The organism is Bradyrhizobium sp. CER78 (assembly GCF_029846235.1).
Taxonomy (GTDB): domain Bacteria; phylum Pseudomonadota; class Alphaproteobacteria; order Rhizobiales; family Xanthobacteraceae; genus Bradyrhizobium.
Genome location: NZ_JARVWP010000015.1, coordinates 1 through 17,336, shown reverse-complemented (window position 1 = coordinate 17,336; position 17,336 = coordinate 1). Strand labels below are relative to the sequence as shown.

The window sequence follows — 17,336 nt, the reverse complement described above, 5'->3', positions numbered from 1 at the left end:
CCGATAAGGTGGGGATAGTTTAATTCAACGAATACATGGCCTTCGCATAGGTTTAGCATGCGGGCCATGCGATGACGACCAAGAGATGATGGCAGATGCCGGCGCGCCAATGCGCGCATCGCCGAGTAAGGAGCGGATCGAATGGCTGGTGCAGACAGCGTCGAGAAACTGGAGGATGTGATCGTCCGTTCGGCCGAGCAGGTCGCGGGCCAGATCAAGGCCGCCAAGGAAGCGGTGTCCACGGTCATCTTCGGCCAGGACCAGGTGATCGAAAACACGCTGGTGACGATCCTGTCAGGCGGCCACGCGCTCCTGATCGGCGTCCCCGGCCTTGCGAAGACCAAGCTGGTGGAGACGCTCGGCGTCACGCTCGGGCTCGACGCCAAGCGCATCCAGTTCACGCCTGACCTGATGCCGTCGGATATTCTCGGCGCCGAAGTGCTCGACGAGAGTTCGGCCGGCAAGCGTTCGTTCCGCTTCATCTCGGGCCCCGTGTTCGCGCAGCTCTTGATGGCCGACGAGATCAACCGCGCCAGCCCGCGCACCCAGTCGGCGCTGCTGCAAGCCATGCAGGAGCAGCACATCACCATTGCCGGCGCGCGGCATGATCTGCCGAAGCCATTCCACGTGCTCGCGACGCAGAACCCGCTCGAGCAGGAAGGCACCTATCCGCTGCCCGAGGCGCAGCTCGACCGCTTCCTGATGGAAATCGACGTCGACTATCCCGATCGCGACGCCGAGCGCCGCATCCTGTTCGAAACCACCGGCGCCGAAGAGGCGCATGCCAAGCCATCGATGGACGCGGAGACGCTGCTCACGGCACAACGCCTGGTGCGGCGCCTGCCGGTCGGCGATTCCGTGGTCGAAGCGATCCTGACGCTGGTGCGCGCCGCGCGCCCCGGCACTGAGGGCGGCGAGGCCGGCAAGCTGATCGCGTGGGGACCCGGTCCCCGCGCCAGCCAGTCCCTGATGCTCGCGGTGCGCGCCCGCGCGCTGCTCGACGGCAGGCTCGCGCCGTCGATCGACGACGTGCTCGACCTCGCCGAGCCCGTGCTCAAGCATCGCATGGCGCTGACCTTCTCGGCGCGCGCCGAGGGCCGCACCATTCCGGACGTGATCAAGCAATTGAAGACGCGGATCGGTTGATGGCAGCAGACAACAGGCACCAGAACGAGGAGATTCTGGCGGTCCGACGTGCAGATGGCGAAAGCCGAACGCTCGCCGCGTCGCTGCCGCGCCTGGTGCTTGAGGCCCGCCGTGTTGCCGCCAACGTCATCCATGGCCTGCACGGCCGCCGCCGCGCCGGCTCGGGCGAGAACTTCTGGCAGTACCGCCGCTTCGTCTCCGGCGAGCCGTCGCAGCGCGTCGACTGGCGCCGCTCGGCACGCGACGACCATCTCTATGTGCGCGAGCAGGAGTGGGAAGCCGCGCACACCGTGTGGATCTGGCCCGACCGGTCGCCCTCGATGGCCTTCGCATCGCGCGATGCGCGCGACAGCAAGCTGGAGCGCGGACTGATCGTCGCGTTCGCGCTTGCCGAGTTGCTCGTTGCGGGCGGCGAACGCGTCGGCATTCCCGGCCTGATGAACCCGACCGCAAGCCTCAACGTGATCGACAAGATGGCGGAAGCGATCTTGCACGACGAGACGACGCGCGCGAGCCTGCCGCCGTCCTTCGTGCCGTCGTCGCTGGCCGAAGTCGTCGTGCTGTCGGACTTCTGGTCGTCATTGGCCGAGATCACGGCGATGTTGGGCGGGCTTTCCTCCTCGGGCGCGCACGGCACCATGATCCAGGTCGTCGATCCCGCCGAAGAGACCTTCCCCTATTCCGGCCGCGTCGAATTCGTCGAGCCCGAGGCCGGCAGCGCCATCACCGCGGGCCGTGCCGAGAGCTGGGCCAGCGACTATGTCGCGCGCGTCGCGCTGCATCGCGAGCAGATCCGGGCCGAGACTAACCGGCTCGACTGGCTGTTCTCGACCCACACCACCAGCCGCTCCGCGGCCGAGCTGCTGCTGTTCCTGCACGCTGGCATGATGGTGAGCAAGGGCGGCGGACGTTCAACCGTCAAGGCGGGACGCAGCGCATGATCGCAGGCCTCCCGCTCTCCTTCGCCGAACCGCTGCTGCTGCTGGGGCTGGTCAGCCTGCCGGTGCTGTGGTGGCTGCTGCGCGTGATGCCGCCGCGGCCGCGCCGGATCGAATTCCCGCCGACGCGGCTATTGTTCGACATCGCGCCCAAGGAGGAGACGCCCTCGCGCACGCCGTGGTGGCTGACGCTGCTGCGGCTCGCCGCCGCCGCGCTGGTCATCCTCGCCGCCGCCGGCCCGATCTGGAATCCGCAGACCGGCGTTGCCGCGGGCAAGCAGCCACTGGTGATCCTGCTCGACGACGGCTGGAGTTCGGCTTCGAGCTGGGATGCGCGGATCAAGGCTGCCGACGAGCTGGTCACCAATGCCGACAGCGACCGCCGCGGCGTTGCGCTGGTGCCGCTGTCCGAGCCGACGCGCGACATCACGCTGATGCCGGCCGGCGCCGCGCGCGTCGCGTTGCGCCAGCTTGCGCCAAAGCCGTACTCGATCGATCGCGTTGAAACCCTTGCGACGCTGGAACGTTTCCTCAAATCGACCGGCGACTGCGACATCGCCTGGCTGTCCGACGGCGTCGACACCGGCCGCGGCAGCGAGTTCACCGAAGGTCTCGGCAAGGTGATCGAGAGCCGCAATCTGACGATCTATGCCGGCGGCGCGCAATCTGCGCAGGCGCTGGTCGCAGCCGAGAACGCCGCCGCCAAGATGACCGTGAAGGTGCTGCGCACCGAGAGCGGCATCGCGGCCGGGACGGTGCGCGCGGTCGACGCCAAGGGCTCGCCGATCGGCGAGGCCCGCTACACGTTCGGCCCGCAGGACCGCGAGACCGAAGCCGCGTTCGATCTACCGGTCGAATTGCGCAACGACATCGCGCGGCTCGAAATTTCCGGCGAGCATTCGGCCGGCGCCGTGCAGCTGCTCGACCGGCGCTGGCGCCGCCGCGCCATCGGCGTGGTCTCCGGTGCGAGCAACGACACCGCACAGCCGCTGCTGGCGTCGACCTTCTACCTCTCCCGCGCGCTGTCGCCGTTCGCCGATGTCAGGCTCGGCGATCGCGGCGCGCCGCAGCAGGTGATCGGGCAATTCCTCGATCAGCGGCTGCCGATGATCGTGATGGCTGATGTCGGCACGCTGTCGCCGGAGATTCGCGACCGGCTCAACGCCTGGATCGAGCAAGGCGGCGTGCTGGTGCGCTTCGCCGGTCCCCGCCTCGCGCAAGCCGACGACGACCTCGTTCCCGTCAAGCTGCGCCGCGGCGGGCGCACGCTCGGCGGCAGCCTGACCTGGGAGAAGCCGCAACACATGGCCTCGTTCGCTGCCGATGGTCCGTTCGCGGGCCTCACCGTGCCGAAGGACATCACCGTGAGCCGCCAGGTGCTCGCCGAGCCCGATGCCGTGCTCGCGACCAAGAGCTGGGCCTCGCTCGAGGACGGCACCCCGCTCGTCACCGGCGAGCATCGCGGCAAGGGCGTGGTCAGCCTGTTCCATGTCGGCGCCGACATGCGCTGGTCGGACCTGCCGATGTCCGGCACCTTCGTCGAGATGCTGCGGCGGCTGATCGACATGTCCGGCTACACCTCGAAGCCCGGCCCGGGCGTCGCCAGCGATCCCAATGCCGAGACGGTTGCGCCGCTGCGCACGCTCGATGGCTTCGGCGTCTTCGGTCCGCCGCCCTCGACCGCCAAGCCGATGTCGGCGGACTACCGCGACCGCGGCACCGCCGACCATCCGCCCGGCTTCTACGGCACCGCCGAGAGCCCGATCGCAGTCAACACGCTGGCCTCCGCCGACCGCATCGCGCCGCTCGACACCTCCGGCCTGCGCGCCAAGCGTGCGACCTACACCAACGCCGAGCCGCGGGACCTGCGCGGCATCATGCTGTCGACGGCGCTGGCGCTGTTCCTGCTCGACGCCATCGTGGTCGCGATGCTCGGTGGCGGCCTCGCCGCGCTGATCCGGCGCCGCGCCGCACCCGCGGTGCTTGTGTTGGCCTTCATCCTTGCGACGACGATAGTGCCCTCGCCGACGCGCGCGCAGAACGCCAGCAGCGACGATTTCGCCATCAAGTCGGTGTCGCAGACCCGGCTCGCCTATGTCGTGACCGGCAATGCCGACGTCGATTCCATCGTCAAGGCCGGGATGTCCGGACTGACGCTGTTCCTTGGGCAGCGCACCGCGCTGGAAGCCGGCGATCCCGTCGGCATCGATCCCGCGCGCGACGAGCTCGCGTTCTTCCCGCTGATCTACTGGCCGATCGTGCCGGGCGCGCCGAAGCCGCCGCAGGACGCCATCAACAAGATCGACGCCTACATGAAGCAGGGCGGCACCGTGCTGTTTGACACCCGCGACGCCGTCGAGGCGCCGCCGGGCGACAACGGCGCCTCGCAGACGCCGGGCATGCAGACGCTGCGCGAATTGCTGTCGACCCTCGACGTGCCCGAGCTCGAGCCGGTGCCGCGCGAGCATGTGCTGACCAAGACGTTCTATCTGCTGCGCGACTTCCCCGGCCGCTTCAACTCGGGCCAGACCTGGGTCGAGGCGCTGCCGCGCGAAGACGACGAGGAGGCTGCGCAGCGCCCGGCGCGCGGCGGCGACGGCGTCTCGCCGATCATCATCACGTCCAACGACCTCGCCGGCGCCTGGGCGATCCGCCCCGACGGCCAGCCGATGCTGCCGCTGACGCCGGGCGAGCCGCGCCAGCGCGAATTCGCATTCCGCGCCGGCGTGAACATCGTGATGTACACGCTGACCGGCAACTACAAGGCCGACCAGGTGCACGCACCTGCGTTGATCGAGCGGCTGGGACAGTAGAGATGCGAGTGTTGTGTTCAGCTGCCCAGACCGTCATTCCGGGGCGATGCGACAGCATCGAACCCGGAATCTCGAGATTCCCCGATGCGCGATTGCGCATCTGTGGTCTGGTCCTACGGACCATCCCGGAATGACGGAGTAACGCCATGAACTACGGTATCGCGTTCACACCGCTGGTTCCCTCGATCGTGCTGTGGATCGCGCTCGGCGCGATCGTCGTCATCGCGGCATTGCTTTTGCTGTCGCGCGCGCGCGGCGCCGCGGTGCGTGTCGCCGCGCTGGCGCTGATCCTGCTCGCGCTGGCCAATCCGTCCTTCACCCGCGAGGACCGCGAGCCGCTGACCTCGGTTGCAGCCGTGGTGGTCGACAAGAGCCCGAGCCAGAATTTCGGCACGCGCAACCAGGAGACCGACAAGGCGCGGCAGGCGCTGGTCGACAGCCTGAAGCAGATCAAGGGCCTCGAGGTCCGCGTCGTCGAGGCCGGCCAGGCCGACGGCGAAACCGACGGCACCAAGCTGTTCGGCGCGCTGACGTCGGCGCTGTCGGACGTTCCGGTCGAGCGCGTCGCCGGTGCGTTCATGATCACCGACGGCCGCGTGCACGACATTCCCGGCAACGCCCAGGCGCTCGGCTTCCAGGCGCCGGTGCACGCGTTGATCACCGGCCGTAAGGACGAGCGCGACCGCCGCATCGCGATCACGGCGGCGCCGCGCTTCGGTATCGTCGGCCAGACCCAGACCATCACCTACCGGCTCGACGACCAGGGCGTCACCGGCGAGCGCGCCAAGGTCACGATCCGCCGCGACGGCGAGGTGATCAACGAGCGCACGCTGACCTCAGGCCAGACCTCCAGTGTCGACATCGACATCAAGCATGCCGGCCCGAACATCGTCGAGATCGAGGCTTCGCCGCTCGAGAACGAGCTGACGCTGGTCAACAACCGCGCCGTGGTCGCGATCGACGGCGTGCGCGACAAGCTGCGTGTGCTGCTGGTGTCCGGCGAGCCGCATGCCGGCGAGCGCACCTGGCGCAACCTGCTGAAGTCGGACCCCAGCGTCGATCTCGTGCACTTCACGATTCTGCGTCCGCCGGAGAAGCAGGACGGCACGCCGATCAACGAGCTGTCGCTGATCGCGTTTCCGACCCGCGAGCTGTTCCAGCAGAAGATCAACGAATTCCAGCTGATCATCTTCGACCGCTACGCCCGTCAGGGCGTGCTGCCGATCGCCTATTTCGACAACATCGCGCGCTATGTCCGCTCCGGCGGCGCGGTGCTGGTGTCGGCCGGCCCCGACTACGCCTCGACCACCAGCATCTGGCGCACGCCGCTGGATTCGGTGCTGCCGGCCGAGCCGGTCGGCGTCACCGAGAAGCCGTTCTATGCGCATTTGAGCGACGCCGGAAAGCGCCATCCGGTGACGCGCGGGCTCGAAGGCTCGAATGCCGAGCCGCCGCATTGGAGCCGGTTCTTCCGCACCGTCGACACCCGCAACGCGATCAACCCGCCCGTCATGACCGGTGCCGACGGCAAGCCGCTGCTGCTGCTGTCGCGGTTCGGCGAAGGCCGCGTCGCGCTGCTGCTGTCCGACCAGATCTGGCTGTGGGCGCGCGGCTATGAAGGCGGCGGACCGCATCTCGATCTGTTGCGGCGGGTGTCGCACTGGCTGATGAAACAGCCCGACCTCGACGAAGAGGCGCTGCGCATGCAGGTGCAGGGCAAGGACCTGATGGTGGTGCGGCAAACCATGGCCGACACCGTGTCGCCGGTCACCGTGACGTCGCCAAGCGGCGCCACGCATGAACTGACCTTGACCGCCGGCGATCCCGGCGAATGGCGCGCGACCTTGTCCGCGAACGAGCTCGGGCTGTGGCAGGCCACCGACGGCACGCTGAAGGCGCTGATCAATGTCGGCCCGACCAACCCGAAGGAATTCTCGGAAGTCACCTCGACCACCGACATGCTGAAGCCGCTGGCGCAGGCGACCGGCGGCGACGCGCGGCGCATCGTCGACGGGTCGAGCCTCGACATGCCGCGCATCGTGCCGGTGCGCGCGTCCTCGATCTTCCGCGGCGACGGCTGGCTCGGCGTCAAGATGCGCGACGCCAGCGTGGTCAAGGGCGTCGGCGTGCTGCCGATGTTCGCCGGCCTGGTCGGCCTCTTGCTGCTGCTCGGCGGATTCGCGGCAACCTGGCTGCGTGAGGGACGCTGAGACCAATAGCGCTGAGTGTCCAATCGGCCCCGTTGCTGCAATCACACACCAGCAACGGATCGATACAGTGTATCTGAACCACCGTTGACATCCCGGTCGCCCTCCGATGTTATAATGTAACATCGGAGGGCCGGGGAATGAGCGCCGTGCCGACGGGTGGGGCTCAATCGGCATGAACTGGTTCCGAAGACACATCAAGACTGGCTCGCGGCTGGCGCTGTTCGCGCTCGCCGTCCAGTTCGTGCTGTCGTTCGGGCACTTCCACCCCATCGCAGCCGCGCAAGCAGCACCAGCCGTCCAGAACGGCCTGTCGCTGCTCGATCTCGCCTATATCGGGACCTCGGCGACGCCGGACCTCGCGGTCCAGGTGACCGGGACCGAGCCACCCGTCAGGCACGACAAAGACCGGCATCATCCCGCCGACAATTGCGCGATCTGCACCGTCATCTCGCTCGCGAGCAGCATGCTGTTCACCGCGCCGCCGGTGCTGTTGCTGCCGGAAGCTGTCGAGCTTCTGTTCCGCACAACCAATGCCGAATTCGTCCATCTGAAGTCGGCGCCTGCGGCCTTCCGCTCCCGCGCACCTCCTGTGTCCTGACATCGACTGATTGCTGCACGCCCTGAGCGGACGGCCGCGTCACAGTTGCGGCCTCCCGCAGGGCAAATCGGGATCGATCCGTCGTCATTTCGACGGGACTGGACCAGGACAATGACACTTCAGAAGACACGAGCACTCCACATCGGAGGCGCGAGCTGGCTGCTGCTCGGCGCCATGCATGGCAGCGCGCTGGCCGATGACACGCCGACGCAACTCCCTGACATCACCGTAACGGCGCCGAGCCCGATCCAGCGGCACCGCACCGTGCCAACACGCGCGCCGGTTCACGTCGTCCGGGCTGCACCGAGCCGCAACCGCGAACGCACCGCGGCAGCACAACCGGCGCAAGCGGCGCCAGCGCCGGCACCGCAGCAGGGCGTGCTGCCTGTCGTCACCGACCAGTTCGCGACCGTCACCGTGGTGCCCAACGAGGAGCTGCGGCGCTCCGGCGGCGCCACGCTCGGCGATCTCCTGTTCTCCAAGCCCGGCATCACCGGTTCAAGCTTCGCGCCCGGCGCATCGAGCCGGCCGATCATCCGCGGCCTCGACGTCAACCGCGTCGGCATCGTCGAGAACGGTCTCGGCGGCGGCGGCGTCTCCGATCTCGGCGAAGATCATTTCGTGCCGATCGATCCGTTCTCGACCAACCAGATCGAGGTAGTGCGGGGACCTGCCGCGCTGCGCTACGGCTCGACCTCGATCGGCGGCGTGGTGAGCGCGACCAACAACCGGATTCCCGACGCGATGCCGACCTGCGCGGCAGCGCCGTTCCAAACTTATGGACTGCCCGTGAAGGCGCCGCTGGCCGACGCCGGCGGCCCGGGTTGCCTCAATGTAGAGACCCGCACCTCCGTGAGCTCGGTCAATCGCGGCGTCGAAGGCGGCATGCTGCTGGATGCCGGCGGCAACAATGTCGCCGTGCATGCCGACGTCTATGGCCGCACCACCAGCGATTACAGCATCCCGAGCTATCCGTATCTGTTCGACCAGACCCGGCCGGTGGGCGGCCGCCAGCCGAACTCGGCGACGCAGTCGGACGGCGCTTCGGTCGGCGCGTCGTATTTCTTCCAGGGCGGCTATATCGGTGCGGCGATCACCCAGAACGACTCGCTTTATCACATCCCCGGTATTGATGGCTCCGACCACAAGACCCGGATCGACGCGCATCAGACCAAGATCGCGGTCAAGGGCGAGTACCGGCCGGATGCCGCTGCGATCGACGCCGTGCGGTTCTGGGTCGGCGCGACCGACTACCGCCACAACGAGCTCGGCCTTGCCGACCCAACCGATCTGTTCAGCGACGGCGTGCGCCAGACCTTCACCAGCAAGGAGCAGGAAGCCCGCGTCGAGGTGCAGATGATGCCGTTCAACGCACGCTTCGCCACGGTGACCACCGCTTTCGGCCTGCAGGCCGGGCATCAGGAATTGACGGCCCCAAGTCCGGACGATCCAGGCAGCCCGCTCAACGGGTTGTGGGACCCCAACAACAACAACAGGGTCGCCGGTTACGTCTTCAATGAGCTGAAATTCAGCGAGACCACCAAGGCGCAGATCGCCGGGCGCATCGAACACGTCAACCTGTCCGGGACAACGCCGGCATTCATACCTGACGTGTTCGACGTCAACATCGATCCTGCCAGTGTTGGTCCCGCTACTCCGCGCAATCCGCGCTTCACGCCGAAAAGCGCGAGCATTGGCCTGATCCAGAACCTGCCGTGGGATCTAGTTGCGAGCATTACCGGTCAATACGTCGAACGTGCCCCGAAACCGGCAGAGCTGTTTTCGCGCGGCGCTCATGATGCGACCGCCACCTTCGACATCGGCAATCCCAATCTCGGCATTGAGACGGCAAAATCGATCGAAGTGGGATTGCGGCGGGCAACAGGGCCGTTGCGATTCGAACTCACCGGCTACTACACGAAGTTCAACGGCTTTATCTACCGCCAATTGACCGGCAACACCTGCGACAGTGCGGCTTGCGTGGACATAGCCAATCCGGACCAGCTTGAGCTGAACCAGGCGAGATACGCACAGCGTGACGCGATCTTCCGCGGTGCCGAATTCCAGAGCCAGCTCGATATCGGCCCGCTCAACGGCGGCATCTGGGGCATCGAGAACCAGTTCGACGTGGTGCGCGCCACCTTCACCGACGGCAGCAACGTGCCACGGATTCCACCGGTGCGGCTCGGCGGCGGCATGTACTGGCGCGACAGCAACTGGTTCACCCGCATCAACCTGGTGCACGCCTTCGCGCAGAACGACATCGCGGTGATCCGCGAAACCCCGACCGCGGGCTACAATCTCTTGAACGCGGAGGTGACCTACAACACCAAGCTCAATTCGTCTTGGATCGGCGCGCGCGAGATGACGCTTGGGCTGGCCGGCAACAACCTGCTCAACCAAAACATCCGCAACTCCGTCTCCTACACCAAGGACGAGGTGCTGATGCCGGGCCTCGGCGTGCGGGCTTTTGCGAACTTGAAGTTCTGAGACACGCAAATCCCTCTGCCGCAGGCGGCAGAGGGATTTTTGTCGCGTAGCCCGGATGGAGCGAAGCGCAATCCGGGGAGACTGCCTCCGCGGCAGAACTGCTCCCGGATTTCGCTACATCCGGGCTACGAATCCGTGCGGGCGCTTGGCGTTCAGTGGCCGACGACGACTTCGCTGATCTGGATCACCGGCTGCAGGTCGGTGTAATTCGGAATGTCGCCCATGATCTCCTGGGCGTGCTTGCCCATGCCGGCCGCGAAGGCCTCGACCGAGTCGCAGAAGATGTGGCACATCCCGACATAGGTTGCGGGCGTCCCCGGGGCGCCGCCCGCGAGACCTTTGTCGACGGTGTAGTATTTGCAGGCGTCGCCCAGCCGCGCCTTCACCAGGGGCATGTGCTTGTCGCGATAATAATCGTGATCAAAGCGTGCGCCTGGATTGTTCGGATACATCACACTGACCTTGATCATGGCGCGCACTCTCCCTGTTGATATGACATGCGCCGGTCTTGTCCCGGCGCTTACCTCAACTGTGCGTCAGATTGTCGGAGGGTGCAACCGTTCCGGCGATGGCTCGCGCGGATGTCAGATCGCCTTGCTCCAGTCCGGCTGGATCGGGCCGGACACGCCCTCGAACGCGCCGTCGACCAGTTCCATGACAAGCAGACGACTGTAGTCGACCGGGCCGGGCATCGTCATCCGCCCCTTCGCCACCGGCTTGAAGCCGACCCGCGCATAATACGGCTCGTCGCCGACCAGCACGATCAGCCGATGGCCCTTGGCGCGGGCGTCATTGATCGCACGCTCGAGCAGCGCGCGGCCGACGCCGCGGCTGCGGAACGGCGGCTCGACCGTCAACGGCCCGAGCATCAGCGCCGGCGTGTCGCCGATGCAGACAGGAAGCTGGCGTACCGAGCCGACCAGCAGCGTGCCGATCCGCGCGGTGAAGGAGACATCGAGCAGATGATCGACATGCTCGCGCAGCCGATAAGCGCTGAGCGCGAAGCGGCCGGGCCCGAAGGTGCGCTCGTGCAGGCGCTCGATCGCCTGGGCGTCTTTCGGGGTCTCGGGCAGGATGGTCAGGGACAGTTCGGTCATTGTGGGGCGCGGGATAGCATCTGGCGCGGGCGCGGTCCATCACCGCCATGTCGCCGGCGGCGGTCTGCCCTCGAGCACCTCCGCGATCCGCAGCCGGGTCCCGGGGGTGGTCTCCTCCGGCAGCGCGGCCGGATCGAAGAAGCCACAGGCCACGATCTCGCGATTCGGCTCCGGCAGCCGGTCCTGCCGGTAGTTCCGGACGACATAGACCGCGACATGATCGCGCGGCGAGACGTGGCTGTTGTGGAAGATGCCGTGCAACACCGGCTCGCCGGTGAGCTCGATCCGCCCCTCCTCCTCCAGCTCGCGCCGCAGCGACTCGATAAAACTTTCGCCAACCTCGACCCCGCCGCCGGGCAGATACCAGCCATGGACATAGCTGTGCTTGACCAGGAACACCTTGTTGTCGGCGTCGAGCACCACGGCGCGGACCCCGAGCGTCATGCTGCGGACCAGCCGCCAGTAGAAATGAAACACCCACCTGATCTGCGGCTCGAAGCGCTTGCGTAAATCCAGCAGGATCGTCACTGAACCCCCGACGTCATGGTGTTTGATCCTTGCTTTGATCCTTGACTTGATCCTTGCGCGCCTGCGCAGCTCTTGCCAATACAGGGCAGGACGTTCGGGATAGCACGACATGACCGGCTGCCGGCCACTTTTCACCGACAATCCGAAGGGAATCGCGTGATGGCGGCGTTCCGCCTCGCACATCTGTCTGATCCGCATCTGCCGCCGCTGCCGGCGGCGCGGCTACGCGATCTCGCCGGCAAGCGCGCCTTCGGCTATTTGAACTGGACGCGCAACCGTCACAAATATCACCGCCGCGACGTGCTCGATGCGCTGGTATCGGACATGCAGGCGCAGCAGCCGGATCATGTCGCTGTCACCGGCGACCTCGTCAATCTCGCGCTGGATGCCGAATTCAATCCGGCCCGGCAATGGCTGGAGGGTGTCGGCGGCGCCGCCGACGTCACCGTGGTCCCCGGCAATCACGACGCCTATGTGCGCGCGACCCGGCATCGCTTCGTCAGCCACTTCGGGGACTATCTGCGCGGCGATGCCGATGGCGCGGCGACGCATTTTCCGTTCGTGCGCCGCCGCGGCCCGGTGGCGCTGATCGGCGTCTCCTCGGCGGTGCCGACGCCGCCGCTGATGGCGACCGGCTGGCTCGGCCATGCCCAGCTCACCGCGCTGGAGACGATCCTCGCGCAGCTGTCGCAGCAGGATGCCTTCCGCGTCCTCCTGGTGCATCACCCGCTGCACTCCGACGGACGCGCCAAGCGGCTGACCGATTCGCATCAATTGCTCGCGCTGCTCAAGCGGCACGGCGTCGAGCTGGTGCTGCACGGCCACGACCACATCCATTCGACGATGTGGTTCGACGGCCCCGAGCGGAAGATCCCGGCGATCGGCGTGCCGTCGGCATCGGCGCTGGCGCGCAAGCACTATCCGGCGGCGGCCTACAATCTGTTCTCGATCGAGCGCGACGGCAACGCCTGGCGCTGCGAGCAGACCGTGCGCGGCCTCGGCCATCACGACGGCATTCGCGAGCTCAAGCAAATACGATTGTCCTAGAGCGTTTTTCCGTTCCGATTGCATCGGAACGGAAGCTCTAGATTCTCGTTTTGACGCATTTTCTTCACGCGAACCGGTGTCCACTTCGCTCGAAAATGCTCTAGTCGCCACCGCCGCCGCCGCCACACCCGCCGCCACAGCCGCCTCCGCTGTCGCCGCCACCGCCACCTCCACCGCCGCCGCCGTGGCCACCGCCGTCACCACCATCGCCGCCATGGCTTCCGTCGCTGCCGGCATCGCCGAAACCCGCCGACGATCCGTCGATCGACGAGTCCGAGAAATCGCCGCCGCAATAGGGGCTGCTGCCGGCAATGCCGCTGCGGCGCAGCGCCTCGCAGTCGGTGTGATAGATGAAGCCGTTCGCAATGCTGAGCTTGGCGTCGAGCGCGAACAGCAGCGGCAGCCGCGTCGGCCTGACCGGATCGATGTTCTCGTATTTGCAGCAGTACCACCAGACCCGCCGCAGCCCCTCATTGCTCCGGCGCTGCTCCTTCGCCAGCACGACGGCTGGCCTGTGATGCAGGAAGCCGCCGAAGGCGCGGCGGCAGAACGCGTCGTATTCGCGGGTGTAGAGAATGAATTCGTGCCAGAGGTCGTCGGCCGCCTGCGACGGCATCGAGACGAAGCGCTTTCCGCTCATCAGATAGGCGAGGAAGAACTGGCGCAGGCCGCGCGACACCAGCGCGCTGTCCTTGCGGTTGAAGCCGGGGTGATGCTTCTCGAGCCGGGCCAGCAGCCCCGCCGGCCATTTGAAGGTGCGGATATATTCGGCGCGCCGCAGCGTCTGCCATTTGCCGAACAGCACCGCGCTGCCGATCACGGCGCCTGCTGCCAGCACGCCGAAAAATGCCGAGGCGGGAGTTATGACCACGATGCCCCCGCCCCTCAGCGGCTAAAGCGCGATTGAATCGTCACCGCGCTTTAGCTCCTTGTTTGCGCATGATCTGATCGGAAAACCGCTTCGCACTTTTCCGGATCATGCTTCAGAAATTCTGCACGCTCGCCAGCAGCGCGAAGCCGAACAGCGCCAGCGCGCCCAGGATGAAGCCCAGCACGAACATGCCGACCCGACCGCGGCGCTTCGGCGCCACCACCGGCACGGGCGGCGGCGCTGCCGGCTCGGCGACCGGAAGCGGCGTTGCCACCATCGCGTGCTCGCGCTCGATCAGGCGGCGCGCCACATAGTCGGTGACCGCATTGACGATCACGGCCACGTCGTGCGATTCGGCGAGCACGATGCGGCCGAACCTCGTGTCCTGCACGAAGCGGTAGATGCGCTTGTCGCGTCCCATCAGCACATGCGCGACGACGTCGATCCAGAGCCGCGGCGTCTCGCCCTGGCTGATGCCGCGGTCGAACAGGTCGACCTTCTCCGGCACCTGCGCGAACAGCGGATCGAGCGCGTCGTTGAGGATCTCGAGCCGCGCCACCTCGGCATCGCGCAGTTCGACGACGACACCGGTGCGGTCGGCCGCTTCGATCCGCGCCCGTCGCAGCGCCTCTCGCAGCGTCGGGCGCATCTCGCGCGCCTCGCTGCCGGTGTTCTGCGGATCGGACATGCCTTGCGGTCTCGTGCTGACGGGTTGCCTTACCCATTAACCTATCAGCAACCATGACGTCCGCAAAGGACGTTGGTTCCCAAGCACTTAGGCTGCCACTTATCCCCAGTTCAAAAACGCCCGGCGGTGTCCCAAAAGCGGTCGACCCCACCCGGTTGAAACCGGATGGGGCCGCCGTCCTTGGACGTTTCTTAGCTCCGTCACAATGCGACTGCGCGCCGTGACATGATCTCTTGTTTGAGCATGATCTTTCCGGAAAACCGGTTCCCACTTTTCCGGATCATGCTCGTTCAGGCCGAAACCCGCGACGGCTCCTCAACTATGGAGAAGCGCACGCCCGCCTTGTGGCGGCTCTCTTCCGAGACTTCCTTCCAGCACTCTTCGGCTTCCTTGCGGGTCTTGAACGGACCGCGGACCTGGGCGGAGCCTTCGACGAGCTTGTGGAAGTTCATCGACCCGAACTCGCCGCCGATCACCCAAAAATTGCTGCCTTTGCTCATCGTCAGTCTCCTTTGAAAAAACCGTGCTGCCTTTGCTCAGCCGCCTGAAACCTGATCCCCGCAACCTGCGCGCCGGTTCGACATTCTTGACAGAGCATCGCGAAGTGCGTGTCAGGAGATAAACGCTAAAAGCTGAAGTTCGTACAGATGCCTTGTTTTTTATTGGTGATGTCATGTAACATCTGAACTTGTAATAAATGTCGATTTGTAAATTTTGTCACAAAATAGGTCAGGAAGACTGCCATGCCCGGCAAGTCCGGAAAGAAGCTGTTCGTCGGGCCGCGGTTCCGGCGGATCCGCCAGCAATTGGGGCTGTCGCAGACCCAGATCGCCGAGGGGCTCGGCATCTCGCCCTCCTACATCAACCTGATCGAGCGCAACCAGCGGCCGGTGACGGCGCAGATACTGCTTCGTCTCGCCGAGACCTACGATCTCGATCTGCGCGATCTCGCCACCGCCGACGAGGACCGCTTCTTCGCGGAACTCAACGAGATCTTCTCCGATCCGCTGTTCCGCCAGATTGACTTGCCGAAGCAGGAGCTGCGCGACCTCGCCGAGCTCTGCCCCGGCGTGACGCATGCGTTGCAGCGGCTCTACGCGGCCTACACTGAGGCGCGCCGCGGCGAGACGCTGGTGGCGGCGCAGATGGCCGACCGTGAAGGTTCGCAGTTCGACGCCAACCCGATCGAGCGGGTGCGCGACCTGATCGAGGCCAACCGCAACTATTTTCCGGAGCTCGAGACCGCGGCGGAAAATCTGCGCGACGAGCTCAACGTCCCGACCGAAGGCCTGTTCACGGCGCTCGCGACACGGCTGCGCGAAAAGCATTCGATCGTCACCCGTGTGATGCCGGTCGACGTGATGCGCGAGACGCTGCGTCGCTTCGACCGCCATCGCCGTCAGCTGCTGATCTCCGAGCTCGTCGACAGCTCCGGCCGCAGCTTCCAGCTCGCGCTGCAAATCGGCTTCGTCGAATGCGGCGCCGCGATCGATGCGATCGTCAGCCGCGCCGGCCCGCTCGACGATACGGCGCGCAGGCTCTATCGCATCACGCTCGCCAATTACTTCGCGGCGGCCGCGATGATGCCCTACCAGCCGTTTCATTCCGCCGCCGAAGCGCTGAGCTACGACGTCCACGTGCTGGCGCAGCGCTTCAACGCCGGCTTCGAGCAGGTCTGCCACCGCCTCACCACGCTGCAACGGCCGAACGCGCGCGGCGTGCCGTTCTTCCTGCTGCGCGTCGACAATGCCGGCAATGTGTCGAAGCGGTTTTCCTCCGGCACCTTCCCGTTCTCCAAGTTCGGCGGCACCTGTCCGCTGTGGAACGTGCATTCGACCTTCGACATGCCGGACCGCCTGCTCAGCCAGGTGATCGAGCTGCCGGACGGCACGCGCTACTTCTCGATCGCGCAGACGGTGCGCCGGCCGGTGGCACCCTATCCGCAGCCGCAGCCGCGCTTTGCGATCGGGCTCGGCTGCGAGATCCGTCACGCAGCAAAACTCGTCTACGCCACCGGGATGGATCTGGAAAAGATCGAGGGCACGCCGATCGGCGTCAACTGCCGGCTCTGTGAGCGCGAGAATTGCAGCCAGCGCGCCGAGCCGCCGATCACGCGCACGCTGATCCTGGATGAGACCACGCGGCGGGTGTCGTCGTTCGCGTTTTCAAACGCGCGGGAGCTGTAGTCTCGCTTCCTTATCCTCCGCTGGAGGGGGAGGGTCGACGCGAATGAAATGAGCGGCGGGGTGGGGTGAAGGTCCCTCGTATCGGGTGCTGCCCGTGTTGAGAGATCACCCCACCCCGCTGCGCATTCCGCTTCGCTGCATGCGCAACGACCCTCCCCCTCCAAGGACCTCCAAGGGGAGGGTGAAGAGTCAATCCGCCGCGGCGAAGGCCTTGCACCAGCCGTCCTTGCTGATCGCGCCCTCGACCACTTTGCAGCCATCGGGCGCAACAAACAGCGTGCACAGGCCGCAGGAGTAGATGCCGTTCGGCGTGTCCTGATATTCGGCCTGCGGTTTTGTCATCTTGTCGGAAGCGGCGGCACCTCGCAGCAGGAGCGTTGCGGGAAGTCCTGCGATGGCGGTGCAGATGAAGCTGCGCCGCGAACGATCGGGTTGTTGTTTGGCCATGGTGTTCACCCCACGCGTTGTCCCGGCCTGGTGCGCAATTGCGCGCGGGGGGCCGGGACCCATACTCCGTGACGGACATTGTAGGCGAGACTCTTCGTTGTCGTCCTGGCGAAAGCCAGGACCCATAACCACCGCATTCCGTGATGAACGGGATCGTCGTCCCAGCGTCGCGCGACAATGTGCAGTTGGGGTAATGGGTCCTGGCTTTCGCCAGGACGACGCGGTGGCTAGTTCGCGATTCAAGATGCCAAACAACGCGATGTCATCACCCGCGAAA

The 17,336-nt window shown here is 66.2% G+C and carries 15 protein-coding genes; 8 read left to right on the top strand and 7 right to left on the bottom strand.

Annotated features, from left to right (window positions below; all coding sequences use genetic code 11):
- Positions 1-141: 141 nt before the first annotated feature.
- The 6 genes from QDT69_RS27220 to QDT69_RS27195 all read left to right on the top strand — a co-directional run bounded on the left by QDT69_RS27220 (position 142) and on the right by QDT69_RS27195 (position 10,195).
- Positions 142-1,146: a MoxR family ATPase gene (locus QDT69_RS27220; protein ID WP_074131611.1), complete on the top strand. Its 1,005-nt coding sequence runs from the start codon at positions 142-144 to the stop codon at positions 1,144-1,146.
- A complete protein-coding gene (locus QDT69_RS27215) occupies positions 1,146-2,087 on the top strand; it encodes a DUF58 domain-containing protein (protein WP_279709551.1) in 942 nt (313 codons plus the stop codon). The genes QDT69_RS27220 and QDT69_RS27215 overlap by 1 nt, the downstream gene beginning before the upstream one ends.
- The gene (locus QDT69_RS27210) at positions 2,087-4,897 is read left to right on the top strand and encodes a DUF4159 domain-containing protein (protein WP_279709692.1); all 2,811 of its coding nucleotides are present in this window, start codon (positions 2,087-2,089) and stop codon (positions 4,895-4,897) included. Before QDT69_RS27215 ends, QDT69_RS27210 begins: the two co-directional genes overlap by 1 nt.
- A 146-nt stretch (positions 4,898-5,043) precedes the next feature.
- Positions 5,044-7,107: a hypothetical protein gene (locus QDT69_RS27205; protein WP_279709550.1), complete on the top strand. Its 2,064-nt coding sequence runs from the start codon at positions 5,044-5,046 to the stop codon at positions 7,105-7,107.
- A 172-nt stretch (positions 7,108-7,279) separates the two neighbouring features.
- Positions 7,280-7,705: a DUF2946 family protein gene (locus tag QDT69_RS27200; RefSeq protein ID WP_279709549.1), complete on the top strand. Its 426-nt coding sequence runs from the start codon at positions 7,280-7,282 to the stop codon at positions 7,703-7,705.
- 111 nt (positions 7,706-7,816) lie between these two features.
- Positions 7,817-10,195 carry a TonB-dependent receptor gene (locus tag QDT69_RS27195; protein ID WP_279709548.1) on the top strand — a complete coding sequence of 793 codons (2,379 nt, stop codon included), beginning with the start codon at positions 7,817-7,819 and terminating at the stop codon, positions 10,193-10,195.
- 152 nt (positions 10,196-10,347) lie between these two features.
- On the opposite strand, the gene QDT69_RS27190 is transcribed toward QDT69_RS27195, so the two are convergent.
- The 3 genes from QDT69_RS27190 to QDT69_RS27180 form a co-directional block, all read right to left on the bottom strand.
- Positions 10,348-10,665, bottom strand: coding sequence for an EthD family reductase (locus QDT69_RS27190; RefSeq protein ID WP_029083699.1), 318 nt, complete (start codon positions 10,663-10,665; stop codon positions 10,348-10,350).
- 114 nt (positions 10,666-10,779) lie between these two features.
- The gene (locus QDT69_RS27185; protein ID WP_279709547.1) at positions 10,780-11,292 is read right to left on the bottom strand and encodes an N-acetyltransferase; all 513 of its coding nucleotides are present in this window, start codon (positions 11,290-11,292) and stop codon (positions 10,780-10,782) included.
- A 39-nt stretch (positions 11,293-11,331) separates the two neighbouring features.
- On the bottom strand, positions 11,332-11,820 hold the full coding sequence (locus QDT69_RS27180; protein WP_279709546.1) for an NUDIX domain-containing protein: 489 nt from the start codon (positions 11,818-11,820) through the stop codon (positions 11,332-11,334).
- A 159-nt stretch (positions 11,821-11,979) separates the two neighbouring features.
- Here QDT69_RS27180 and QDT69_RS27175 point away from each other — a divergent pair, with 159 nt between their 5' ends.
- A complete protein-coding gene (locus QDT69_RS27175) occupies positions 11,980-12,867 on the top strand; it encodes a metallophosphoesterase (RefSeq protein WP_279709545.1) in 888 nt (295 codons plus the stop codon).
- Positions 12,868-12,967: 100 nt separating this feature from the next.
- Here the strand turns inward: QDT69_RS27175 and QDT69_RS27170 are convergent, their stop codons facing one another.
- From QDT69_RS27170 to QDT69_RS27160, 3 genes are all read right to left on the bottom strand, one after another.
- Positions 12,968-13,738, bottom strand: a complete 771-nt coding sequence (locus QDT69_RS27170) for a hypothetical protein (RefSeq protein ID WP_279709544.1) — start codon at positions 13,736-13,738, stop codon at positions 12,968-12,970.
- A gap of 112 nt (positions 13,739-13,850) precedes the next feature.
- Positions 13,851-14,426: a hypothetical protein gene (locus QDT69_RS27165; protein WP_279709543.1), complete on the bottom strand. Its 576-nt coding sequence runs from the start codon at positions 14,424-14,426 to the stop codon at positions 13,851-13,853.
- Between the two features lie 290 nt (positions 14,427-14,716).
- On the bottom strand, positions 14,717-14,926 hold the full coding sequence (locus QDT69_RS27160) for a hypothetical protein (RefSeq protein WP_016839740.1): 210 nt from the start codon (positions 14,924-14,926) through the stop codon (positions 14,717-14,719).
- 243 nt (positions 14,927-15,169) lie between these two features.
- Here QDT69_RS27160 and QDT69_RS27155 point away from each other — a divergent pair, with 243 nt between their 5' ends.
- Positions 15,170-16,612, top strand: a complete 1,443-nt coding sequence (locus tag QDT69_RS27155) for an XRE family transcriptional regulator (RefSeq protein ID WP_279709542.1) — start codon at positions 15,170-15,172, stop codon at positions 16,610-16,612.
- 189 nt (positions 16,613-16,801) lie between these two features.
- Here QDT69_RS27155 and QDT69_RS27150 read toward each other — a convergent pair whose 3' ends face one another.
- A complete protein-coding gene (locus QDT69_RS27150; protein ID WP_279709541.1) occupies positions 16,802-17,059 on the bottom strand; it encodes a hypothetical protein in 258 nt (85 codons plus the stop codon).
- Positions 17,060-17,336 lie beyond the last annotated feature (277 nt).